At 67.2% G+C, this 22819-nt stretch carries 25 protein-coding genes; 10 read left to right on the forward strand and 15 right to left on the reverse strand.

Features of this window, described 5'->3' with window-relative positions:
* Nucleotides 1–63: 63 nt before the first annotated feature.
* The 3 genes from ACLBXP_RS19305 (at nt 64) to ACLBXP_RS19315 (ending at nt 3072) form a co-directional block, all read left to right on the forward strand.
* Nucleotides 64–1338: a molybdopterin molybdotransferase MoeA gene (locus ACLBXP_RS19305; RefSeq protein ID WP_447669393.1), complete on the forward strand. Its 1275-nt coding sequence runs from the start codon at nt 64–66 to the stop codon at nt 1336–1338.
* Nucleotides 1339–1423: 85 nt separating this feature from the next.
* Nucleotides 1424–1780, forward strand: a complete 357-nt coding sequence (locus ACLBXP_RS19310; protein WP_447669394.1) for a winged helix-turn-helix domain-containing protein — start codon at nt 1424–1426, stop codon at nt 1778–1780.
* A gap of 65 nt (nt 1781–1845) precedes the next feature.
* Nucleotides 1846–3072, forward strand: coding sequence for a DUF2325 domain-containing protein (locus tag ACLBXP_RS19315; RefSeq protein ID WP_447669396.1), 1227 nt, complete (start codon nt 1846–1848; stop codon nt 3070–3072).
* 373 nt (nt 3073–3445) lie between these two features.
* Here the strand turns inward: ACLBXP_RS19315 and ACLBXP_RS19320 are convergent, their stop codons facing one another.
* The 3 genes from ACLBXP_RS19320 to ACLBXP_RS19330 form a co-directional block, all read right to left on the reverse strand.
* Nucleotides 3446–3934, reverse strand: a complete 489-nt coding sequence (locus tag ACLBXP_RS19320; protein ID WP_447669397.1) for a BLUF domain-containing protein — start codon at nt 3932–3934, stop codon at nt 3446–3448.
* A 14-nt stretch (nt 3935–3948) separates the two neighbouring features.
* Entirely contained in the window at nt 3949–6321 is a 2373-nt protein-coding gene (locus tag ACLBXP_RS19325) for a bifunctional diguanylate cyclase/phosphodiesterase (RefSeq protein ID WP_447669398.1), read from the reverse strand.
* A gap of 309 nt (nt 6322–6630) precedes the next feature.
* A complete protein-coding gene (locus tag ACLBXP_RS19330; RefSeq protein WP_447669399.1) occupies nt 6631–7827 on the reverse strand; it encodes a hypothetical protein in 1197 nt (398 codons plus the stop codon).
* Between the two features lie 350 nt (nt 7828–8177).
* Here ACLBXP_RS19330 and ACLBXP_RS19335 point away from each other — a divergent pair, with 350 nt between their 5' ends.
* Both ACLBXP_RS19335 and ACLBXP_RS19340 read left to right on the forward strand, forming a co-directional pair.
* Nucleotides 8178–9803 carry a hybrid sensor histidine kinase/response regulator gene (locus ACLBXP_RS19335; RefSeq protein ID WP_447669400.1) on the forward strand — a complete coding sequence of 542 codons (1626 nt, stop codon included), beginning with the start codon at nt 8178–8180 and terminating at the stop codon, nt 9801–9803.
* A 350-nt stretch (nt 9804–10153) separates the two neighbouring features.
* Nucleotides 10154–11839, forward strand: coding sequence for a methyl-accepting chemotaxis protein (locus ACLBXP_RS19340; protein WP_447669401.1), 1686 nt, complete (start codon nt 10154–10156; stop codon nt 11837–11839).
* 1208 nt (nt 11840–13047) lie between these two features.
* On the opposite strand, the gene ACLBXP_RS19345 is transcribed toward ACLBXP_RS19340, so the two are convergent.
* The 9 genes from ACLBXP_RS19345 to ACLBXP_RS19385 all read right to left on the reverse strand — a co-directional run bounded on the left by ACLBXP_RS19345 (nt 13048) and on the right by ACLBXP_RS19385 (nt 18790).
* Nucleotides 13048–13353, reverse strand: a complete 306-nt coding sequence (locus tag ACLBXP_RS19345; RefSeq protein WP_447669402.1) for a hypothetical protein — start codon at nt 13351–13353, stop codon at nt 13048–13050.
* A gap of 90 nt (nt 13354–13443) precedes the next feature.
* On the reverse strand, nt 13444–14004 hold the full coding sequence (locus ACLBXP_RS19350; RefSeq protein WP_447669403.1) for an RNA ligase 1 family protein: 561 nt from the start codon (nt 14002–14004) through the stop codon (nt 13444–13446).
* Nucleotides 14005–14010: 6 nt separating this feature from the next.
* Nucleotides 14011–14457, reverse strand: a complete 447-nt coding sequence (locus tag ACLBXP_RS19355) for a MucR family transcriptional regulator (protein ID WP_447669404.1) — start codon at nt 14455–14457, stop codon at nt 14011–14013.
* 672 nt (nt 14458–15129) lie between these two features.
* Nucleotides 15130–17049 carry an AAA family ATPase gene (locus tag ACLBXP_RS19360; RefSeq protein WP_447669405.1) on the reverse strand — a complete coding sequence of 640 codons (1920 nt, stop codon included), beginning with the start codon at nt 17047–17049 and terminating at the stop codon, nt 15130–15132.
* Entirely contained in the window at nt 17046–17345 is a 300-nt protein-coding gene (locus ACLBXP_RS19365) for a hypothetical protein (protein ID WP_447669407.1), read from the reverse strand. The genes ACLBXP_RS19360 and ACLBXP_RS19365 overlap by 4 nt, the downstream gene beginning before the upstream one ends.
* Nucleotides 17346–17424: 79 nt before the next feature.
* Nucleotides 17425–17661, reverse strand: coding sequence for a hypothetical protein (locus tag ACLBXP_RS19370; RefSeq protein WP_447669408.1), 237 nt, complete (start codon nt 17659–17661; stop codon nt 17425–17427).
* On the reverse strand, nt 17658–18038 hold the full coding sequence (locus ACLBXP_RS19375) for a DUF1064 domain-containing protein (protein ID WP_447669410.1): 381 nt from the start codon (nt 18036–18038) through the stop codon (nt 17658–17660). The genes ACLBXP_RS19370 and ACLBXP_RS19375 overlap by 4 nt, the downstream gene beginning before the upstream one ends.
* 114 nt (nt 18039–18152) lie before the next feature.
* Nucleotides 18153–18374, reverse strand: coding sequence for a hypothetical protein (locus ACLBXP_RS19380; protein WP_447669412.1), 222 nt, complete (start codon nt 18372–18374; stop codon nt 18153–18155).
* Entirely contained in the window at nt 18371–18790 is a 420-nt protein-coding gene (locus tag ACLBXP_RS19385; RefSeq protein WP_447669414.1) for a hypothetical protein, read from the reverse strand. The genes ACLBXP_RS19380 and ACLBXP_RS19385 overlap by 4 nt, the downstream gene beginning before the upstream one ends.
* Before the next feature lie 455 nt (nt 18791–19245).
* Here ACLBXP_RS19385 and ACLBXP_RS19390 point away from each other — a divergent pair, with 455 nt between their 5' ends.
* Nucleotides 19246–19455, forward strand: coding sequence for a hypothetical protein (locus ACLBXP_RS19390; protein WP_447669416.1), 210 nt, complete (start codon nt 19246–19248; stop codon nt 19453–19455).
* A gap of 10 nt (nt 19456–19465) precedes the next feature.
* On the opposite strand, the gene ACLBXP_RS19395 is transcribed toward ACLBXP_RS19390, so the two are convergent.
* Entirely contained in the window at nt 19466–19612 is a 147-nt protein-coding gene (locus ACLBXP_RS19395) for a hypothetical protein (RefSeq protein WP_447669418.1), read from the reverse strand.
* On the opposite strand from ACLBXP_RS19395, the gene ACLBXP_RS19400 reads away from it, so the two are divergent.
* Complete coding sequence (locus tag ACLBXP_RS19400) at nt 19587–20081, forward strand: hypothetical protein (protein ID WP_447669419.1); 495 nt, start codon at nt 19587–19589, stop codon at nt 20079–20081. The two genes, ACLBXP_RS19395 and ACLBXP_RS19400, sit on opposite strands and share 26 nt — an antisense overlap.
* 147 nt (nt 20082–20228) lie before the next feature.
* Here the strand turns inward: ACLBXP_RS19400 and ACLBXP_RS19405 are convergent, their stop codons facing one another.
* Nucleotides 20229–20462: a hypothetical protein gene (locus ACLBXP_RS19405; protein ID WP_447669420.1), complete on the reverse strand. Its 234-nt coding sequence runs from the start codon at nt 20460–20462 to the stop codon at nt 20229–20231.
* On the opposite strand from ACLBXP_RS19405, the gene ACLBXP_RS19410 reads away from it, so the two are divergent.
* A complete protein-coding gene (locus ACLBXP_RS19410) occupies nt 20461–21234 on the forward strand; it encodes a LexA family transcriptional regulator (protein WP_447669422.1) in 774 nt (257 codons plus the stop codon). The two genes, ACLBXP_RS19405 and ACLBXP_RS19410, sit on opposite strands and share 2 nt — an antisense overlap.
* Nucleotides 21235–21238: 4 nt before the next feature.
* On the opposite strand, the gene ACLBXP_RS19415 is transcribed toward ACLBXP_RS19410, so the two are convergent.
* Nucleotides 21239–21499, reverse strand: coding sequence for a hypothetical protein (locus tag ACLBXP_RS19415; protein WP_447669423.1), 261 nt, complete (start codon nt 21497–21499; stop codon nt 21239–21241).
* A gap of 325 nt (nt 21500–21824) precedes the next feature.
* On the opposite strand from ACLBXP_RS19415, the gene ACLBXP_RS19420 reads away from it, so the two are divergent.
* Both ACLBXP_RS19420 and ACLBXP_RS19425 read left to right on the forward strand, forming a co-directional pair.
* Nucleotides 21825–22430: a helix-turn-helix domain-containing protein gene (locus tag ACLBXP_RS19420; RefSeq protein ID WP_447669425.1), complete on the forward strand. Its 606-nt coding sequence runs from the start codon at nt 21825–21827 to the stop codon at nt 22428–22430.
* Complete coding sequence (locus ACLBXP_RS19425; protein ID WP_447669427.1) at nt 22427–22816, forward strand: hypothetical protein; 390 nt, start codon at nt 22427–22429, stop codon at nt 22814–22816. The genes ACLBXP_RS19420 and ACLBXP_RS19425 overlap by 4 nt, the downstream gene beginning before the upstream one ends.
* The last annotated feature ends 3 nt before the right edge of the window (nt 22817–22819 follow it).

Here is a 22819-nt window from a genome sequence, read left to right on the forward strand (position 1 = left end):
CCGGCGGCGCTATATACGCTCAGGCATAGCCGCGACCAGAGCCCTTCGGCTAATTCCGCTCCAATGAATACGCGCCGGGGACCAGCCTTGCAGAGACCGCCCACAGTCGCAGCACGTCCCACTGACCTGACAGAAATCGCGGAGGCCCATGCCCGCATGAGGGGGGTGCTGGGAGCAGTCGGCATAGAGCGTGTCGCGCTCGATGAGGCAGCGGGCCGCATCTGCGCCGAGACGATCGCCGCGCGCCTCGATGCGCCGCCCTTCGCGGTCGCGGCCATGGACGGATATGCCCTGCGCTGGGCGGATGCCGAGACGCCCCTGCGCTGCCTCGGCATGGCCCGAGCCGGCGATGGCGTCGGTGCGGCGGTCGAGCCGGGGACCTGCCGGCGGATCTTCACCGGCGCTCCCGTCCCGCCCGGCGCCGACACGGTCGTCGCGCAGGAACGGGTCGTGGTCGAGGGCGACCGCGTGCACATAGGGCCCGACGCCGAGGCGCGCCGGCATATCCGGGCGGCCGGCAGCAACTTCCGGGAGGGCGCCCCGCTCGTCCGCCCCGGGACCCTGCTCTCGGCCCGTCACATCGGGCTCCTGGCCGCCGCCGGCCACGCGGAGCTCCGCGTGCATCGCCGGCCCCGCGTTGCGATCCTCTCCACGGGGAGCGAGCTGTCGGACGCCTTCGCACCGAGCGGCAGCGCGCAGGTCCTCGACGCCAACCGGCCTGCCCTGAAGGCGCTGGTCCGGTCCTGGGGTGGAGTGCCCCTCGATCTCGGGATCGCCCCCGACGAGGCCGCCGCGCTGTCGGGCGCGCTGGCACGAACGCTCGCCGCGCAGGACATCGACCTGCTCGTCGCCTCGGGGGGCGCCTCCGTGGGGGATTTCGATCTCGTGGGGCCGGCCCTCACCGCCCTCGGGCTCGTGCCAGCCTTCAGCCGGGTCCGGATGCGGCCCGGCAAGGCGACTCTGTTCGGAAGGGTCGGCCGCCTCCCGGTCCTGGGGCTGCCCGGCAACGCCGTCGCCGCCCTCGTGAGCGCCCTGGTCTTTCTCAGGCCGACCCTGTCGGTGCTCGCCGGGTGCGGCTTCAGCGATCTGGTGCGCGAGGATGCGATCCTGTCCGCCCCGCTCGGTCCGGTCGGTGCCCGGGTCACCTATCTGCGCGGACGGATCGAGCGGGCATCGACCGGCCTCCCGACCTTCGCGGCGTTTCCTGAGCAGGACACCGCAATGCTCTCGGGGCTCGCAGAGGCAAACGCGCTCGTCGAGCGCGAGCCCGACGCCCCAGCGCTCGTGCCGGGCGCCCCCGTCCGGGTCATCGCCCTCGGCTGCATTCCGGGCTTCTGAGTCGCGCTCCGGCGGGCCCCGGGCCGGCGGATGCGCTATATACGAACGCAGCAGCGCGGGCGCCCGCGACGCGCGAGGCAGCGAGATGGCACAGCTCAGCATTCGCATCGATCTCGGACCGGACAACCGCGTCGGACCGGGGAAGGTGCAGCTCTTGGAGATGATCGCCGAGCACGGCTCGATCTCGGCGGCGGGCCGCGCGCTCGGCATGTCGTACCGCCGGGCCTGGACGCTGGTCGAGGCGATGAACCAGGGCTTTGGTCAGCCCGTCGTCGAAGCGCAGATCGGTGGCAAGGCCGGCGGCGGTGCCCGCCTGTCGGCATTTGGGGCCGACGTGGTCGCCCATTACCGTGCGATTGAGCGCGCCGCCGCGAAGGCAGCGGCGCCCTTCCTCGGCCGCCTCACCGGACCAGGCGGCGCGCATCCGCGGCCCGACCTCTAGCCAAGGCAGCGGCTTTCGGCCAGATTGGTTATATCCGTTGCGATATAGCGATTGCCGAGGTGTCCGTGTCCCAGAGCCCTCATCTCGATGGGCCCGCGCTCCGGTCGCTCGCCGGAGGAAGCCGACCCGCCTTCCTGCCGCCGGCGATCGAGCCGTCGGAGAAAGCGCGCGACCGCATCTGGGAACTTGCCGAGACGCTGCACTGCTCCATCATCGGCACCTGCCTGACCACCGCGGACGGCCGCTCGCTGCTCGCCAAGCTCGGCGTCCCGGACGCCCGGACCATGAGCGAGCATCGCCTGCACGGGCAGGTGGTTCATCTCGCGGGGCGGCGCGACGGCGGCGGCAAGCTTCTGCAGAAAATGCTCGACCGGCGTCACGAGGCGGAGATCCGCCGCTTCGACAAGGCCCGTACGGCGGCGGAGGTGCGCGCCCTGTGGCAGGAGGCGCTCGCGCGCGGCGAGATCCCCGGGGCCTACTGGGCGGCGATGACCCACCCGGCGACCGACTGGGGCCTGGTCCAGGACATCTTCGGGGAGGTGCACATGCTCTCGCACCTCGTCGGGCAGTCGAACCGGGCCGACATCCGTCGCCTGCGCCAGCTCGAAGCGGATCTCGGTGAGCGCGCCGAGACCGTGGCCGCGCAGGAGCGGCGCATCCACGAACTCATGGCGCAGCGGGACGCAATCAGTGCCCGCAATCAAGCGCTGGTAGCAGCGCAGGCGGTTGCGGCGGCGAGCGAGCCCCCGCGGCCGAAGCCGGAGCTCGGCGCAGAGCTGGAGCAGCGCCTCGCCCGCGAGCAGGCACATGCGGAGGCCTTGGAAGAGAAGGTGGCCGTGCTGAGTCGGGCCTGTGCGCGCCTGAGCGGGGATCTCGAAGCGGAAACGGCCCGCCGTGCAACCGCGGAGAGCGAACGCGACGCGCTCGAAGCGGTTCTGACTTCCGGCCTCGCCGACGCGCCGGACGCGGAACCGGCGCAGGACCTCTCCGGTCGCGTGCTTCTCTACGTGGGCGGCCGTCCGCGTCACGTCGCGGCGCTGCGGCGCCTGACGACCGCGCGGGGCGGCCTGCTCCTCAGCCACGACGGCGGCCTCGAGGAGAGCCTCAGCCTGCTGCCGGGTCTCATCGGCCGGAGCGACCTCGTCCTGTTTCCGGTCGACTGCGTCAGCCACGAGGCGACGGGCTTGGTGAAGCGCTGGTGCGAGACGGCCGGAAGGCCCTACCGACCGCTGCGCAGCGCCAGCTTTGCAAGTTTCGTGCGGGCGATGGAGCCCATTGCACACAACCACTAGCCCTATCGCGGGCTGGTAGCCGGTGCCATCAGAACGCCACCGCTGTATTCTTTCCGCTACAGCGGTAGTGCTCTTGATGCGCTATGCCATCATGGCTCGTTTCCTGAGACTGCGAGCCAACTGTCCGGCGCACCCTCCGACCCCACGAGGGTGCGCCGCCTTCACTGCGTTCTGACGCTTCTCCTGAAATCGTCTGCTGCTGGGACGGAATCTTCGTTGCCTGTAGGGCGGCAACGGGTCGGAAGCCGCTGGTCCACTCCCGAGTGAATCCCCGAAAGAGCGGACAGACCCTTATCGACCCACCCGGACCTCCAGAGCATCCTGCATGTCTGGTCAGCGCTTTACCTGTCCCACATTGCGAGCACAGCATCACTCAAAGGAGGTCGGCTTTCCGCTCGATGCTGACCCCTGATCCGGTTTCCCAGCCTATCTCTCGGTGCGCTCCGGCGATCAGCATCGAGCGCATGAGCTGAATGGTGGCCTGGGCTGGGATCGTCTCGACGGTGCCATCCCCCTCCCCCTCGATCGAGGGTAGGAGTCTTTCGATCGTGCGGTCGGCCGTGACGCGGACCATCGACCACTCGCCGAACACGCGGGCCTCGGCCCGCACGAACTCCAGAAGCGCAACCCGTCGGTGCCGCAGGTCGCAGCAGATCCGCTCGAAGGTCGCCTCCAGGGCCGGCAGCCGGCCTTCCAGGGCCTGAATGAACACACCGCGGGTTTCCAGCAGGGCGCCGGTCAGACCCACATCGGCGTTGCGGGCCGCGGACAGGCGGATGATCTCGGCCACCTGCTGGCGAACGTCGGCCTCGGTGCCGATGAGCGCCATGTCGCTGCGGTAGAGGAGCCGGTGGATCGGCATGGATGCGGCTTCCTTCAGGCGGTCAGCGCGTGTCGAGGCTTTGCTGCGAACAGTGCGGCGATCCGGTCCGCCGGTACAGGTCGGCTGATCAGGTAGCCTTGCAACTGGTCGCAACCTTCTCCGGCGATGAAGCTCGACTGCGCGTCGGTCTCGACGCCCTCCGCCGTCGTCTTCATGCCGAGGCTCGCGCCGAGCGTCGCGATGGCGCGCACGATGGCGGCGCTGTCCTTGTCACCTGGCGTCTGCCGCACGAAGGACTGGTCGATCTTGATCTTGTCGAAGGGGAAGCGGCGCAGGTAGCTCAACGACGAGTAGCCCGTGCCGAAATCGTCCATCGAGATGCGTATGCCCAAGGTGCGCAGCTCGCGCAGGATCGCCAGCGTGCGCTGCTCGTCCTGCAGCAGCGAACCTTCGGTGATCTCGATCTCCAAGCGCGTACCGGGCAACCCGGTCTCCGCCAGGATGCTACGGATCGTGGCGGCGAGCCGCGCGTCCCGGAACTGCACCGGCGACAGATTGACGGCGACCGTCAAGTGATCCGGCCAGGCGAGCGCATCGGTGCAGGCGGTCCGAAGCACCCACTCCCCCAATGGACCGATCAGGCCTGTGTCCTCGGCCAGCGTGATGAAGTCGGCGGGGGGAACGAGCCCGCGCTCCGGGTGGTGCCAGCGGATCAGCGCCTCGGCGCCATCGTACGCGCCAGTGCGCGCATCGACCTGCGGCTGGTAGTGCAGGGTGAACTCCTGGCGAGCGATCGCCCGCCGCAGGTCGAGTTCGAGCAAGCGGCGCGCCTGGATGCGGGCATTCATGCTGCCCTCGAACATCCGGTAGCGACCGCGCCCGTCATCCTTGGCGCCGTAAAGGGCGAGGTCCGCGCTGCCCATCAGCTGCTCGGGCGTTTCGCCGTCGCTTGGGGCGAGAGCAATGCCGATGCTGGTGCCGATGTTCAGCACGTGTCCGTCGATCAGGAACGGCCGAGCGAGAACATCGAGTACCCGCTCGGCCAGTTCCTGAATGCCCGCGAGATCAACCCCGCCGCCCTTGAGGACGGCGAACTCGTCGCCACCGAGCCGGGCAACGAGATCGCCCTCACGCACCGCCCTCGACAGCCGCTGAGCCACCCGGCGCAGCAGGGCATCGCCCATGCCATGACCGAGCGTATCATTGACGATCTTGAAGCGGTCGAGATCGAGGACAAGCAGGGCGAATGCGGGGTCATCGCTTCGACGCGAGTTGTAGCGATCCGCTAAGGCGTCGTTGAACTGCCGCCGGTTGGCAAGGCCAGTCAACGCGTCGTGGTGGGCCAGCCTATGCATCTCGGCCTCGGCGCGCAGACGCTCGCGCTGATCGCGCACGGCGACGACGGTGTGCGGCTTGGCCTTGATGACGATCGACTGGGCAATGACGCGCACCGGCACGCGGGCACCGCTGGCGTCCTTGAGACCGGCGTCGATCTCGTGGGTCAAAGGGATGTCGCTAATACTCAGGTCGGGCAGGATGCTCTTCAGCGAGGTTCCGAGCAGCGCCTCGCGCGAGAGGCCGAGAACACGTTCCAGGCTGTGATTGATGCCTGCGATCACGTCACCGTTGCAGATCATCAGCCCCTCGACGGCGATGTCGGCGAGGTCGCGGAGGCGCTGACTCTCGGCCTCGTGCCGCTGCTTGTTGAGGTGCCACAGGCGCAAGCCGGCGAACGCCAAGCCCAAGATCAGCAGTGCGGCATTGGCGGTCAGGATCGAGAGAACGGTGGCGTCCATGCTGCCACCGGGGATCTCGACCGCCGGATCGAAGCGGATCGTGACCGCGCTCATGCCGAGGAAGTGGGTTCCGCAGACGGCGAGGAGCAGCGCCAGCGGAGCAAGATTGCGCACAGCGCGGCTGCGGCCGAAGCCCAGCACCATCGACAAGCTTCCGCAGGAAGCACCCACGAAGACGGACCATGCGACCACCGGCAGGTCCCAGTTCAGGGTGCCCTGCACGTGATAGGCGCTCATGCCGGTGTAGTGCATGGCGGAGATCGCCAGTCCGACGATCCCGCCGCCCATGATGCGCCCCGGCAGACCGGGGCATACGACCACGAGCCCAGCGCCAAGTCCAACGAGTACGAAGGCGATGAGGAGTGACGCACCAGTCAGGCCGGAGGAGAAGCCGAAGGGCATGCTCGGCTCGTAGGCGAGCATGGCGATGAAGTGGGTCGCCCAGATGGCGACGCTCGTCGCAGTGACGCCCGTGACGCCCCAAGCCAGCCGCTCCTGCCAAGTACCGCAGCGGAAGACCTGTCGCCCCATCGCGAAGGTGGCGTAGGTTCCGAGCGCGCAGATGACGGCCGCGATCGCCACGAACCGCAGGTCGTGCTGTTGGGTGACGCAGTTGTAGAGCTGGATCATGACGGCTCTAGGGAAAAAATCAGGATGATGCTCGCATCGAGGAAGCTTGCAGCGCAGCGAGAAAATCGCCCCGTTTCTTTCCCGCATCTCACGCTAAGGTGAGTGCTTACAGGTCTAGCTTTCAGAAAGCGTTAAACTCGGAAAAGGGTCGCCTGATCATTCGGGCACTCGGGATGCGTGTCGAGCTACTTGTGATTTGCATCTATAAGTTGTGACATATTGACGGGCCGGTAAGCTCAAATTGCTCGCCGGCGGAGCCTTGGTTCGGCCGGCGAGCAAGTCTTACGTGCGAGACCGGTTGATCCTGCCTCAGATGGTCGCTGACGCACTCCGAACTGCTGCCTGGCGGGGCTTGCTCGGAGTGCTGCGGCGCCGATGAGCGAGCAGACGCCGCGCCAACTCGGTCTCCTGCTGGTCCCTCAGCTTCGCCCGGCTCGCAGGTGCGTCGAGGATCCGCTTCGGCTTGGCCGCATCCATCTCGCCGGCCCAGGGGCGCTGCGCGGCGGCCGGCGGCAGAACGGCGATCGAGGCGAGCTTGCCCGCGAGCTCGTGCGCCAGCAGATCGAGGGCCGCCCAGTAGGTCGCATACTCCGCGCGCTCGAACAGGATCGCGTTGGGATCGTCCCAATGGACCGGGCAGTAGGCCCCCTTGGGGTAGCGATCCCTGCCCTCGGCTCCGCAAGGCTCCTCGACGGGGTGGGACCGGATGCGCCCGAACCCATCCACGCGGTTCTCCATCCGCTGGACGACCACCCGAGGCCGGCCTCTGCGATCGACGATCGCCGCCGGGATCGGCGAGGCCGCGAAGGTCGGGCGGCTGCCGAGCCGCACCTTGATGCGAACCAGGTCGACGATCTGCTCCATGGCCCGGCTCATCACCGCATGCTCGTCGAGCCCCGGCGGCAAATAGGTGAGGAGGCCGAGATCGCCGGCGAAGCGGTGCTGGGCGAACCGCTGCAGGTCGAGCACCGCGGCCTCGACTATCAGGGCATCCGGATGGGGATCGCCCATGGCCAGCGGAAAGCCCGGCTCACGGCTGAAGTTCTCGACCCGGCCGCCGAGCGCGGCCATCGCGAACATCGGGCTGATCGAGGGGAACGCGCGCATCTGGCCGTCAGCGTCGTCCCGACGCTTCGGCAGCTCCTCGCGGAAGGCCCACCGCAGCACGTCCTCGATGTCGAGGACGCGGCGGTTCGGGGTCTCTGGGCGGCGCGTGCCGATCGGTGGGGCGTGGACACGGCTCTGGCGCACGCCGGCGGCGTGGCGGCCGAGCGGCTTGCGGCGCTCCGGCGGCAAGCTTTGGGTGGTGGACGACGACGGCGTTGTCGACGAAATCACAGTGGTGCCCCTGAGCTGGCCCCGGCTGAAACAACGGGGCAACCTGAGGCGGGGTCCGACGCCGTCGCGGACACTGTCAAGTGGTGGCGTCAAGGATCGTCTACGGGCTGACCGCCGCACGGAGCCGAGTGATTCTGGAGCACTCAGGTCGAGCAGGATATCGAACAAGGCGACATCGTGCCGGACCCACCCACCATTCATGTCAGCCCGGCACCTCCGAGCGGGCTGCGCTGCCGTTGGCGGCCGAATGATCCGCCAGCTTGCCCCCAACAATGATTTGCGCCTTCAGGCACTTAAGGGCTCTTTCTGAGCACAGGCGCGAGTCGAACCGAACGGCCGAGCTAACCTATGTATGCGTCAACTTCACCTCCTTTGGCCTACGCGGGCCTGCGACCTTCAGACAGCCATTCATAGACGATAGTGCACATGCACGCGTCCTCTGTGCCGTGCTAGGGTTGGCAGCAATCTCACGAACGTATGGTTCGGGACGCTGGACCATCAAGGAAACCGCGAGCCGCATGGTCACATCGCCCGAGAAGCCCAGGAACTATGGGCCGCCGACGCCCGTCTCCGGGAGTGGCCCCTCGGGCGTCGAGGACGTCCACCACGACATCTTCTTCGCCGCCGTCGAGACGACGCGGATGCCGATGATCGTCACCGACCCGCACCAGCCCGACAACCCGATCATCTTCGTCAACCGCGCCTTCGAGCGCATGACGGGCTACACCCGCCAGGAGCTGATCGGCACGAACTGCCGCTTCCTGCAGGGGCCGGAGACGGATCGGGACACAGTCTCAGATGTGCGCGCGGCGATCGCCGACCACCGAGAATTCTCGACCGAGATCCTGAACTACCGCAAGGACGGGTCCTCGTTCTGGAACGCCCTGTTCGTCAGCCCGGTGTTCAACCGCCAGGGCGACCTCGTCTACTTCTTCGGCTCGCAGCTCGACGTGTCGCGCCGGCGCGACGCCGAGGAGAGCCTGCACCAGGCGCAGAAGATGGAGAGCCTGGGCCAGCTCACCGGCGGCATCGCGCACGACTTCAACAACCTGCTGCAGGTCATCTCGGGCCACAACGAGGTGATGCTGGCGCTGATCGACCACCCCGACATTGACGTCGGGCGCCTGCGCCGGGCCGGCGAGGCGGTCCGGGACGCCTCGGAGCGCGCCGCCAAGCTGACGCACCAGCTCCTCGCCTTCTCGCGCAAGCAGCGGCTGGAAGGCCGCCTCCTGAACCTCAACGGCCTCGTCGAGGGTATGGGCGAGATGGCCTCGCGCGCCATGGGCGACCACGTCGTGATCGAGACCGAGCTCGCGCCCGACCTCTGGACCTGCCGCATCGACCCGACCCAGGCCGAGGTGGCGCTGCTCAACGTCCTCATCAACGCCCGTGACGCCATGCCCGCCGGCGGCACCGTGACCGTCAAGACGGCGAACCGGGTCATCGACGACGAGGAAACCGTGGCGTTCAAGGGCCTGCCGGAAGGTGCCTATGTCACGGTCTCAGTGACCGACAGGGGCAGCGGCATGCCGCCCGAGATCCTGTCCCGGGTGATGGAGCCGTTCTTCACCACGAAGGAGGAAGGCCGGGGCACCGGCCTCGGGCTCGCCATGGTCTACGGCTTCGCCAAACAGTCCGGCGGGTCGGTCGTGATCTACTCGGAGGTCGGCACGGGGACGACCGTGCGCCTGCTCTTCCCCGCCTCCGACCAGAAGGTCGAGGAGGAGTACAAGCCCGCGCCGCGGGCCGCCGACCGCCACGGGACGGAGAGCGTGCTCGTCGTCGACGACCGGCCGGACGTGGCGGCCACCGCCGGCGTCATCCTGGAGGATTTCGGCTACAAGGTCACCGTGGTGGACGGCCCGCGGGCGGCCCTGGAGGTGCTCGACGGCGAGGCGCGGATCGACCTCCTGTTCACCGACCTGATCATGCCGGGCGGCATGAACGGGGTGATGCTGGCCCGCGCCGCTCGCGAGCGCCAGCCCAAGATCAAGGTGCTGCTGACGACGGGCTACGCCGAGGCGTCTCTCGAGCGCACGGATGCGGGCGGCAGCGAGTTCGAGGTGATCAACAAGCCCTACAAGCGCATCGAGCTCGCGCGGCGCGTCCGGCGCGTGATCGATGGCCCCACGGGCGTGGGCTAACGAGCTTGTACCCGTCACAAAATGGTGAGCGCTAACATGCAGTTCACACTGCAAGGAGAGCCTTGATCAGAGCGCACCACATCAAGGCCAAATATCTGCCTGCGCGAGATTACGCCAACCCCACTACTCGTGCCGGATAGCGTTAGGCGGCCAAGTTAATGCCCAAAAAATGGGCTGCTATACGTCAATATACGGGGTCCTAAGCTCGTTGCTCACACAGCTTCGTGAACTGGAGCACATTGGCCTTTAACTAAGCCTGAAACTTCATCCGCTAATCCCGGCATCTGCTCGTCCGGTTCCGCCTGTTGGTGCTGCGAACGACGCGCTCGTGACACTCGGGGCCTCGGCAAATGACCGTATCGATCAAAGCCGCACTCGTTGGCGCCTTCGGCCTGCTCGCGCTGATCTCAGCTGGACAAGGAAGTCTGTCCATCACGAAGCTGTCGAGCGTAGGTCACGGGGTGAACGAGGTCGCCACGAACTGGCTGCCATCCGTCGTTGCCATCAACGAGATCAAGGCCGCGGCCGCGGAAGTGCGCATCAAGCAACTGCGTTTGCTGGCTTTGTCGACCACGCCGGTTCAGCTGACCGAGAACGAAGCCCAACTCGCTGCTACCCTGACTCAGGTCGCCGAGGCCCGCAGAATCTACGAGCCGCTGATCTCATCCGCCGAGGAGCGCGCTCAATATGAGACCTTCGTTGCGAGCTGGACGCGCTTCGAGCGGGTTTCGGCGGACGCCGCCCGCCTCGCACTGGCGGGCCAGCGCGCGGATGCGCTGACGCTGATCGGCAACCCTGACAACGTAGCCCTCTACAACGATGTCCGTGAGGCTCTCGATCGGGACGTGCGGTTCAACGAGCATGGGGCGCAGGTCGATGCGCAGGCCGCACTGCGCGAGGTGGATGCAGCGAGACTGGCGGATCTCCTCGCTGTGGCTCTTGCGATCGTTGCAGCGCTCGGAGCGATGATGTTCGGCTGGCTGCGGGTGTCCCGACCCGTCCAGGGGATGACCTCGGCCATGCAGCGCCTGGCGGGCGGTGATGCCGCCGTGGCTATTCCTGCCTCGGGACGCCGCGATGAGATCGGGGCGATGGCCGCAGCCGTCGAGGTGTTCAAGGACAACCTGATCCGGACACGCCGGCTCGAGGAGGAGACCGCGCAGGCCCGGCAGGCCGCCGAGGAGCAGCGCAAAATCGGCATGCGCCAGATGGCCGACAACTTCGAGGCAGCCGTCGGCACGATCCTGGGCACGGTCTCGTCGTCGGCGACTGAACTCCAAGCCACCGCCCAGGCCATGACCGCAACTGCGACCGAGACAGCGAGCCAGTCCACCACAGTCGCGGCGGCTGCCGAGGAAGCCGCTTCGAACGTCAACACGGTCGCGGCCGCAGCCGAGGAGCTCGGTTCGTCGGTCCAGGAGATCGGTCGTCAGGTCGATGGATCGGCCTCTCTCGCGAGAGCGGCCGTCTCCGAGGCCGAGCAGACGGCGGCGCTGGTGCAAGAGCTGAGCGGCGCCGTATCGCGGATCGGCGATGTGGTGACGATGATCTCGACCATCGCGAGCCAGACTAACCTCTTGGCGCTCAATGCTACTATCGAAGCAGCCAGAGCGGGTGAGGCCGGCCGCGGCTTCGCCGTCGTCGCGGCCGAGGTCAAGGAACTCGCGAGCCAAACCGCGCGCGCCACCCAGGAGATTGGGGATCAGATCGGACGGATCCAGGGCTCGACCAGCCAGGCGGTCGCCGCCATCAGCGGCATCGGCGCGCGCATCCAGGAGATCAGCGGCGTGGCGGCGATGATCGCTGCGGCGGTTGAGGAACAAGGGGCAGCCACCCAGGAGATCGTGCGCAACGTCTCGCAGGCCGCGATGGGCACGGTCGAGGTGACGAGCAACATCAGCGGGGTGGCGGGAGCCGCCGAGGAGACGGGTGCAGCCGCCAATCAGGTTCTCGGAGCGGCCTCCGAGCTGTCGCGTCAGTCCGAGCACCTCTCGGCCGAGGTCGATCGCTTCCTTGCGTCGGTCCGCGCAGCCTGATCGAGGACGGAAACTGAGAGGGGCGAGCCGGGCTCAGCTCTCGTCTCTCAGCCACGATCGCCGGTCGGCGCAGTTCCGGCTTCCGCCGGCACCTCGCAGGCCTGCGGCCGGCGCCGGCGGAAGCCCCGCTCGTTCGGCGTCGTCGGTTTCCCGGCTGTACCAGTCGAACCTGTAGATGAAGGGGACGCTGGACGCTTTCGCCTCAGCCAATCCTAGTAGGCGTGCGACGCCAGGTCATCCGACAGGCCGCCCAGCCGCCTGAGACGCTTGGGTTGGGTGCTACATCGTCGAACCGCTGGCCTTCTCTGCAGACACATTGGAGCGCTCCTGCAAGCCAATGTTGGACATGCGCATGCCTCTTAGAGGAACTCGAATTCTCTATATTGATAACGCTTTTCAGGTCGAATTGCCGGCCTACATGGACTGACCAAGGCAAGTTCCAATATTCGCTCGGAAATGGGCCCCCTCGTTGGTAACACATCCTTAACGTGCATCGGCGATCTTAGTGCGAGCAGGGGTTGCGGCGGTCGAACCTTCTCTACCGCCGCTCAGGTGAGCGCGCCCGGCCAGTACCCCCAAGTTAGGGCTCGCGTCACCGCCCCTGCGGCTTCCAGCATCGATCGAAACAGGCTGTCGAGGCGTAAAGCCAACGTGGCTCAGTTCTACCGCCAACCTGTGCGGCGTACCGGCGAGGCCGGCGCACCGGGTCGTGCACCCCCGAAAATCCCCCCGGTTGACTGTAATATCGGCGGGACGCTCAACTCTCCCTCACTACCGCTTTAACATTCCGTTAACCATGAATGTGCTGGTCTCTCCTGGCGGGGGATGCTGTGCTGATTGGCGTCTGCCACGGCTGCGGCACCTCTAGGCAGTCTCGACCCAAGTGCCACCCCCGCATCTCCAGTTTGCCAGTTTTGCCCATGCCGCTCGAATCAATTCAAGTGGATAACGGCTGCTTAAGACGCCGTTAACGCAATCCGCCGAATGCACGCGAGCCGAAACTATTGTAGAACTAGGCATCGGACCGCTGGACTAGCCCTCTCAGCGGCAGATATGTGGGTCGGGCCCCTTCTGGCGTCGGGGCTCGGCCCACTCGCGTCGGAAGCGCGACGCACACCTCTGCGCGCCCGCCGCCTCAAAGGCGCAGCGCCCGAACCGTTTGAACTCTAATGTAGCAGTGTTGTCCGAACGCCACTCTCTCCTCGAATTCAAGATGCCCCGTCAGTCCGGTTCTTCGCGATTGCGATCACCTCGCAGGCACGAACACGTCGCCGGTGGAAGGTTCGCTCCGGCCGGCCCTTGTCGCGGCACCACTGCGCGATGGAGGCGTCAAAGTCGCCGGCCGCCATCATTCGAGCCCAGGTGGTAACCGCGAGCAGCTCAGGCGTGCCTTTGCCCAGCACGGTGCGGGCAAAGGCCAGGATGTCGAAGGTCGCGGCCGGGTGGTCCGGGTTGGTGGGCTGCAGCGCGTTGCCGGGCGTCGCCAGGATCGGCCCGTCGCGCAGCTGTCGCATGGGGATGATCAGCCACCGCTCGATGTCCCGGCGAGTCCAAAGGCCGCCCGTGGGCGGGTCAGGTCCTGAAATCCCGCTCGGCATCGGACCTCAAGTGCGGCGCTCGCGCTTCAGCCCGAAGTCCCGCAGTTTGATCTTCGCCATCCGGCCATCCCGGTGATGGAAGACGAGTCCCTCGATATCCTGGCCAGCGAACCAGGCCCGCAGAGCGTCGAAGGTGCGAGGAGCATCAAACAGGATTATCGCGCCGTGAGGCATGAGCACATGGGTTGGCAGACCTTCGGGGTTTCCCTGCACCCTGGGCCCGAGGAGCTCGTAAGTTCCGTCCCGGAGGATCGTCGCTCGGTCTCGGAAAGCCTCGCGATGCCAACGATCCTCGGGGCCCTCGCCGATCTGGAGCCACCCGACCGTCTTTCCTGTCTCCGCGTCGGCGTCCGCGCACTCGAACCTATAGGGTACCGGCTCGCCAGCTCGGATTTCGCGCCGCTTGAACAGCTCACCACCGCGCACCAAGCAGCAGGTCCCGTCGAGCTTGCGGGTAGCTTCACCCTCGCCGGCGAACACCCAGCCACAGGCCGGGTGCTGCTGGTTCGAGACACGGGACGGATCGCCCTCCCAATCTCGCTCGAAGATGGTCGGGATCTTCCTCACTTGCGCCTACTCCGCCGCCCGCTGCATACCGCCCCGGTGTCCGAGACGGATCGCCTTGGCGAGAGCCGAGCGATGACGGCCATAGCTTGGCGCCACCATCGGATAGTTCGCCGCCAACCCGTAGCGTTCGCGGTAAGCCTGCGGCGTCAGTCCGTGGACCATCAGGTGTCGCTTGAGCGTCTTGTAGAGTCGCCCGTCGATGAAGCTGGTGATCGCGTCGTCCGTGACAGACTTGCGGATCTGGGCGATCGATGGCTGCTCGACCCGGGTATCCTCTGAGCTGGTCGTCAGCTCCAACTGCCCGAGTGAGGCGTACACGGTCGCGATCAGCGCTGGCAGGTCAGTCGGCAGCACGTAGTGGTTCGAGACGTAGCTCGCGACGATCTGGCTGGCGAGCGGCAGCAGCGTGGCGGTGGCATCGATGGGGCGCGTCTCAGTCGTCTCGTTGGGCATATGCAACTCCTGTGATGGTGCTGACTTTCGATTCGGCAGCCCTAAATCGAAGGCTGCCAAATTTCTACTTCGATGCTTGAATATATGCGCTGGCGGCAAATCGTCCGGTCTGTTCGCGGGTCAACGGGGACAGAGCTGCAGCGGTTCTGATGCGGGTAAACAGTAATTCGACAACAGTCCCGAATGCCATCGGATTGCCCCGGTGGGTGGTACGCTCGCCTTGACTCCCATCCAGCGACCGACCTGATCTCGCTTCGCCATCCGAGCTACCTCATCGAACACGCTCTGATGTCTCGGAAGCGGGACAGCGCCTCGAGCGATGTCCCGCGCCAGCCACAGCCCTGCGCCGCTACCGGGTTTGTCCCAACGGGGTGTGGGGAGCCCCTTTAGGGGCCCCCACCCCAGGAACCGGGAGATCTACTACCCACGCACGGGCAAGCAGCCGCGCGCGTCCGTTGTCCGGGACATTTTCGGGACAAATCTGGGACATGGCGGGACAAAACATCTGCATAACACCATGGGCCACAGCGATACCCCCGGCGAACACCCGGACAGATCAGGGACGTTTAAGGCTCGGCGAGCGTCTTCTTGGCGGTGTGGGTTGCGGCTGATCTTGTGGAGGGGCCTGGGCGGTGCTGCCGCCAAGGTATCGCTCCAGGATCTGCGCCGGCCCTAGCGGCCTTCGAAGATGGGCCACACCCAGTCGCCCTCGACGCCGATCTTCTGCTCTGCCCAGAGGGTGTCCCGCGCGCGCTGGAACGCCTTCCGGAAGGCTTCATCACCGGAGTCGACGGCGACGAGGCGGTTTCTCTCGCACTCGTCTCGCCATTGCTGGAGCCTGACGCCACTGGCATTCAGGCCGCTGACCGGCACCCGCTGGCCACGATCCGCACAGGTGCTGAAGAGGACGCGCAGGGCGTTCACGGCCTGGGGCGGTAGCTTCCGACCCGCGCCGCGCTTCGTCGCCGCTTTAGTCTCGCTCGCTTCGACAATGCAGCTCGTGATGGGGTCACCGTCGTCGTCGACGCCCACCGGGATGCTGCGCAGGTCGAACGCGAACGAGGCGCCGTCCTCCTCATCCTTTTGCTTCGTGATCTTCCAGGACTTGCCTCCGAATTCGGACTTCTCGACCTCGATCATGAAGTCGAGCGCACCGCGCAGGGAGGAGTGCCCGCGCTCGCGGGTACCGGCCGCGTTCTTGTGATGGACCGCGATCACGGTGGCCGCGGTCTCCTTCTGTATGCGTGCGGCATGGCTGATGAATGCTCCCATGTCCTCGGGTGAGTTCTCGTCGCCGCCGGCGAGAACGCGGTTGAGCGTGTCGAGCACGACGAGGCCGAGCGGCACGTCCATGCGTGTCGCCAGGGCCCGGATCTCCGTGATCAGCGGGCCGATGTCGGCATCGGGGTTGCGCAGGTCGACGCTGGTCGGCAGCAGTACGAAGGGATGGCGCTCGCGGATCCGGTGCTGCGCCATCAAGAGTTCGACGCGCTTCGGAAATCCGCCCTGGCCTTCCGCCGCGATATAGATCGACCCGGTCGGCTTCACGCGCTTGCCGAACCAGCGGGTCTCCTCACCCCGCATCATTGAGAGGACCGACGTTGCGAAGGCGAGGTCGAGCGCCAGGAAGGACTTGCCACAGCCGGGCTCGCCGATGATCGCACCGAACGCGCCGCGGGGCACGACCCCTTTCACCACCCACTCGATCGACGATCGGAAGGCCGGGATCTCGTCGAGCCAGAGCGCGCCATAGCGGCTCTTGAACGGCTCCTCGCCGGGCCGGTAGGCACGGGCATCGACGAGCGCGTAGAGATGGTCCGCCGTGCCGCCGCCCGCGATCCAGTCCGACGCGTCCCCCCGATCGGGCAGGCCTGGAAGGTCTAGGATGCGCACCGAGGCGACGGCATCGCGGAGGCCGGCGGCCACTTGGTCGCGGTGCTTGCGCCCAGCCTCGTCGTTGTCGGGCAGGATGACGACCTTCGCCCCGGCGAGGTGGTCCGAGAAGTGGACGGGCCACTTACCCGACCCCATCGGATTGCAGGTCGCCGTCACGCCGATCCCGGCGAGCGCGTCGACATCCTTCTCGCCCTCGACCACGAAGATCGGGCGTTCCATCGCGACCGCCTCGAGGAGCTCGGGCAGGCGATAGGGCACCAAGCGAACGTTCCTCAGGCCCCAGGCCCAGCCGTCCGGGGACGATGGATCGGGGCGCCTCTGGCGAAACGTCTTCGGCTCGTAGCGCACGACCTGGTAGAGGACCTCGCCATCCTCGTCGACGTAGTCGTAGGTCGCCGCGATCCGTGCCCGGCCTGCCCTGACCGTGTCCTCCCGTGCACCCAGGAAGCCGTGCTGGCGCATCCAGTCGAGCGCGGCGCCGTTCGTCAGCCCGGAGCGAGCCTGAAGAAAGTCGAGCACGCCGCCACCGACGCCGGCCTCATGATCGAACCACACGCCCTTCTCGCGATCGATCGCGAGCGAGCCATGTGTGCCGAAGCGGATCTCCGTCGGCGACGTCATGCGCGGGTTCGGGTCGCCCAGGAGCGTGCGCGCAACAGCTTCCATGTGGGGCGCGAAAGCGTCGCGATCCGTCACGACGCCACCCTGAGCGCCTGGCGCCGCCGCGCGGCCGCGCGGGCCTCGTGCAGCATCTTGTGGATCGACCCGTCGCAGAGCGCGTCGAGCACTGCGTCGTCGAGGCCGGCGAGGAAGATCGCGACGTCGGCCGCGCGCCGCAGCCGATTGGCCTCCTTGCGCCGCGCCGCGCTGTTGCCGTGCGCCATCGCGTCGAGGGCATCAGCGGTCCCGGCCGCGCGCACGGCGGCGTCGCAGAGCTCGCAGGCGTCGCGATAGAGGACGTCCCGGACCAGGATCTCGCGGGGATCGGCCATGGCGCCTATCTCACGGCCTGGCGGAGCGGCGCCTCGCGCGCTCCGTGGAAGGCGACGCTGGCGTGCACGAGCACCCACATCATGCCGCCCTCCCGAACAGGTCGGCCGGGACGCTGGCGACGGCGCCGGCGCGGATCGCGGCCTGGGCGGTGCGGTCCTGGATCGGCTTCGGCGCCGGGCCCCGCGGCGGCCGCATCCAGTCCGGCGGCGTCAGGCGCCAGCTGCTGCCTTGGCGGCTCAGCGCGCAACCGAGCGCGCACCAGACGAGGATGCGCTGCACGGCATCGGGCAGATCGGGGGAGATGCGGCCTATCATGAGAAGTCCTCGACCTCCCATCCGCCGCCGGCCTTCTTCGAGAGCGCGCGGATCGCCACGAACCGGAACGGGAAGCGCTCGGCCGCGACCTTGATCTTCACGCGCGCGTCGTCGGCCCAGAAGCCCTTCACCTCGTGCATCTCGAGCGCGCCGTCTGCGCGCATCACGGCGAAGTCGGGCGTGTAGAAGCAGGCATCGCTGAGGCGTAGCTTCACGCCCTCGAACAGGAACCAAGCAAGCTCCCCCGTCGCCCGCATGGCTTCGAGGTGGCGCGCGTACGCCTCCTCGGTCCTGTTCATGGCGCCGGCCTTGAGGCGGCCGAGCGCCTGCACGGACGCTCCAAGGCCGCTCCTGCCACGATGCATCGGAGCGTTCATGCTCGGGCCGCCTCCATCTCGTGGTTGGCAGGGCCCCTGCGCGTGGCTTCGATCGCGTCTTCGTCGCTTTGCATAGGTCCTCCGGTATGAAGCACTGCGGTAAGCGTGGGATCGTCAGTCGCGGGTTTCGTTCGGCGTGCGGCCGCCTGTCCGCTCCCAAAGGCGCTGCTCCCATTCCGGCGGCGGCCGCTCGTCGACCGGCGGGCGCAACTCATCGGCGGCGCGCCCGTGCACTTCGCGGCGATCCCAGTGGTGATCGAAGCGCGCCTTCGCGCGCAGGGCGAAGAGGTCGTGCGTCCATCCCCAGAAGCGGTGCCAGAGGAAGCGCAAGCTCATGCTCCGATCCTCCGCTGCCAGACCTCGGCGAGCTTCGCGTCGATGTCCTCGCGCGCTGCGAGGAGGTGCCGGCGGCGCTCCTCTCGGGCGGCGTTATCGAGCCATGGCGTCGGCGCCGACATGCCGCCGACCACGAACCCGAGCCCATAGACGCAAAGGATCGGGCCGAACCAGTCGAACGAAGGCCGCGATGTGCCGGCGAACCACTTCTCGACTGTCTTCAGCGGTGCGCTGAGTTTCTCGGCAACGCACTGCGCGGGCTTGACCGGATGGATACGTCGCCATTCCTCGACCCAAAGTTGGGGGTCGATTTCCCAACCTTGGGTGCAATTCTCCCCAGATTTTCGCATGTCCTTCCTCGATGCTGTGTGCATCGGGGTGGAGTGCGAGAAGAGATCGGAGGTGAGCGGCGCCACGGACATCTCAGCGAGCCCGGCACTGTTGAGACGGGCACGCAGGCACGAAGCGACCGCCGGGAGCCGGCAAGCGAGGGCGGTCGGGAAAGAGGGAAAAGGCCGGAGCCCGCGGGCTCCGGCAGTGCTCAGGGAGGAAACGCTCCAGGGGAGCGGCAGCGGCCGGCGGAAGGTCGGGACCGGCCGATGCAACGGACGCGCGTTCGCGCGAATGGGGGACGCGCCTGCCGTCGGAACGATGGACGGGCGCGCTTGGCCGAATCAGCCCGGCGCGACTAATGTACGCTGGCGCAGGAAAACTGCTGCTAAACTTGGCGAGAGAGCTTTGTCTGCAAAGTTCTCCCTTGCGAAACCCTGCGCGCACTGCTCTTGTCAGAACCCACAGCGGCGTGGGGAGCGCAGCACTAGTCGAGAGCCGCCAAATGGAGGCAATCAAACCGCCTGCCGACTGCCGCTTCATGAAGAAGCTTGTCGGTTTGCTGGAGCAGGAGCCTGCTCTGCGAGGCTCGCCCAGTCGCGCCGCGCTCTTTATCGCGATCGCCGGCCTCGAGGCCGAGGCGATCACGGGCAACGCGCCGGCGCGCACCCTGAACGCAATCCGGGCCGCTATGAGCCTAGTCGACCTCGAGTACATGTCACCGAAGAAGCGGGCCGAAGCCGCAGAGTAGACGACCGCGCTCATGGCGCGACACCCCAGGCGACAGCGCCGACGGCGAGCGCGGCGTCGAACACGCCGACCGCGAGAGCCCGCACCGAACCGGTGAGCCCGGCCTGCGCCAGGCTTAGAGCCGAGAGCGCGGTGAACAGCAGCGCGAGCCAGGGCATCTCAGCGCCCTGCCGCGAAGGCGCAGGCCAGCGCCAGCAGGGCGCCGAACATCAGCATCACGGTCAGAGCGAACGCGAGACCGCGCGCCGGCCCCAGATCTTCTGCGGCGCTGAAAACGTCCGGCAGCTCATCGGCGCCGCCACCCGGCTCCTGAGTCGGCGAGAGGGCGTCCGGGCATGGACCGTTGCGATTGTAACGGACACGCATCAGGCGGCCCTCGATCGTGCGAGCGCGGCCGAGACGATCAAAGGGCGGCGTCGCCCCGGCTGCGCTGCTACCATCGAGCTGCGACGCACGATGGAGCTGGGAATGAGCGTGGAGTTGGAGCTCCGCGCGCTGGAGGCGCGCGTCACCGACCTGGAGATCCGCCTTGCGGTGACCCGGAGCCGAGCCCAGGCGTACGGCGCTGTCGCAATGGGGATCGGGCTCATCGCCACCCTCGCCTTTGTTCGAGCGTGGTTCGGATGAGGCTGGCGAGCGCAATGCCATACAGCCCGAGGCCCCCGAGGCTCACTAGGCACGCGCCGCTGCGCACCCGCCCCAGCACCATCATCGCGCCGCCGACGTGCACCAGTGCGAGCAGCGTCCAGAGGACAGTGATCCGGCGAGCGGTCATCACGCGGCCTGCTCGGGGCGTCGATTGGATGCTGGGCGCTCGCGCAGCCGGTAGAGCAAATCGTAGCCGATGCCGGCTGCTCTCCCGGCGTCCGAGTCGACGAGGCGCTTGAAGTAGCCAGGCGGGATGCTGTCGCGCGCCTTGAGCGTGCGGACATGGCTCTCGGGGATCCCGAGAATCTCGGCCGCGCTGGCGATGCCTAGCGCATCGATGACGTCGGAGAACGAGTTCATGGACATATCGCTACAAGAGGTAGCGACGATCGTCAATACGGCACGTAGCGTTCGCGTCGCTACGCTGTGTGTCATGACTGAAGACAAGCGTCGCAAGGATCAGGGCCAGCGGCTCAAGCGAGCGCGCAAGGCTGCCGGCTATCGCTCTGCGCGTGACGCGGCTCTGCAGAACGAGTGGGCTGAGAGCTCGTACCGGGCGCACGAGAGCGGCACGCGCACCATCGGGCAGGACGATGCCGAGCGGTACGCTTCCCGCTTCCGGTTCGATGGCGTCGACGTCACCGCGCGCGGGATCCTGTTCGGAGATGCCGATGCACCGGAGCAGGTCTCACCGCACACCAATGTCGTCGGCGTGAAGGGCTTGATCAGCGCGGGCGGCCTCATCGAGACCGGATCAGAGCAGATCTCGGAAGGCAGCAACTTGTTCGAGGTGACTGTTCCATTCCCGGTCCCGGAGGGAACGATTGCATTCAGGGTGTCGGGGCCCTCGATGCACCCGCGTTATGACCCGGAGGACATCGTGCTGTGCTCCGAGTACGGCGAGAATCCGGAACGACTGGTGGGCCTCTACGCCGCCGTCACGACGATGAAAGGCGATCGATACCTGAAGCGCCTTCTTCATGGGACGAAGAAGGGCCACTTCCACCTCGAGAGTCATAACGCGCCGTTAATCTCGGATGTCAGGCTGAAATGGGCCTCGGGGATCATCGCCACGGTGCATGCCCAGCATTGGGCTCGGCATAGCCCCGCAGCGTCAGCAGCAGCCGAGTGAAGGTCTAAAACGGAATCCGATCAGACACCTCAGGCGGCACTTCGCCGTAGATGGCGAACGCGATTGGTTCGTCGGTGGAGCCGATATCCTCATCGCCGCGCAGCAGAAAAGCCGCAGCACCAGCGCTCGACCCCACAGAACAGCAGCGCTCAGCCCGAGATTTTGCTTCATCAGCTGTCTTGCACGCTATCGATCTGCTAGGTGTAATCTCCCCATTACCATTTTTTGCATAGGCTTGTACTGCATAGCGATCTTTGCTGGCCACTTGTGTGAATCCGTTATTTGGCGAGGGGCCAAGGGAACCGCATGCTTTAGAACATAGCAAGAACAAAATTGGTTCCTGTGGACTGCTGTGGATAAAGGCCCCGCGCAGGTTCCTCGCGCCAGGTAGCGCCCACCGGCAAAATCGCTACAACATGTGTTGACAGCTATCGCTACGCCTTGTAGCGTTCCTTCATCGCCGCTCCTCGAGCCGATGGAGACCCCCGGTGTCCAACTTCCTCACGAACGCCCTGCCGCTGGCCCCCTTCGTGGCCGGCACCTTCCTCTGGCTGGCTGGTCACATCGCCTTCGGCCGGGAGGGCTGAGCAATGGCCCGCCGCGCCCCCACCGCCATCGACGCCCGCATCGCCAGCCGCGTTCGCGCGATCCGCGTCGCCCGTGGCGTCTCGCAGACCCGGGCCGGCGCCGCGATCGGCGTCAGCTACCAGCAGTTCGCGAAGTACGAGGACGGGGTGAACCGGATCTCGGCAGGCGCGCTTCAGGAGGTGGCCGAGGTGCTCGACGTGCCCGTCTGGCAGTTCTTCGACGCCGCCCTCGTCCCGAGGGAGGGCCCCACCCTCACCTGTGAGTTCCGCGACGCGCACGGCAAGGTGCACCTGCGCGAGCAGCACCGCGGCGCCACCGGTGAAGACGTTCTGGACGAGCTGATCTTCTGGCCCGGCGGCATGACGCTCCTGCGGGTGCTCGCCCTCGACCTGCAGCACCTCGGCCCCTCCCAGGACGTCACGATCGACGTGCTGCACGCGCTCGCCGCCCACTGCGAGACCGAGCGCGAGGAGGTTGCCCGCGGTCTCCTCGACGCGTTCCAGGCCTACGACGTCCCCCTCCCCCGCGAGCCCGGCGAGTTCGAGGACGAGGACGACGAGCACCGGCTCAGCGCCGCGCAGCTCGGGGTCGGACGGAGCGCCGCGTGATCCTCCCGCTCTTCACCGAAGCCGAGCTCGCGATGACGCGGGCGATCTTCCCCTTCAGCATGGAGGCGCCGGTGGATGCCCAGAACCCTGTGGCCACGCGGCTGACCCTGATGGGCTTCCGTGGGCCCTACGCGGTCCGCAGCGCGAACGAGGCCGTCGTCGAGTGCGCCTCCGGCAAGCTGGTGGCCTTCGTGCCGACGCTCCCCGACGTGAGCGCCCGGGATCGCATGTGGCTGGCCGAGCGCCTCGCGGACGGCCTGAACGAGCGCTGCGGCTACCCGGCGCCGGACATCGCCGCCCCCTACGTCCCCCACCACATCGCCGGCCTCATCGAGGGCCGCGATCGCTCGGTGGCCGACGAAGCCCACCGGGACGCAGCGGAGTGAGCG

It is taken from the genome of Methylobacterium sp. A54F, from assembly GCF_053346035.1.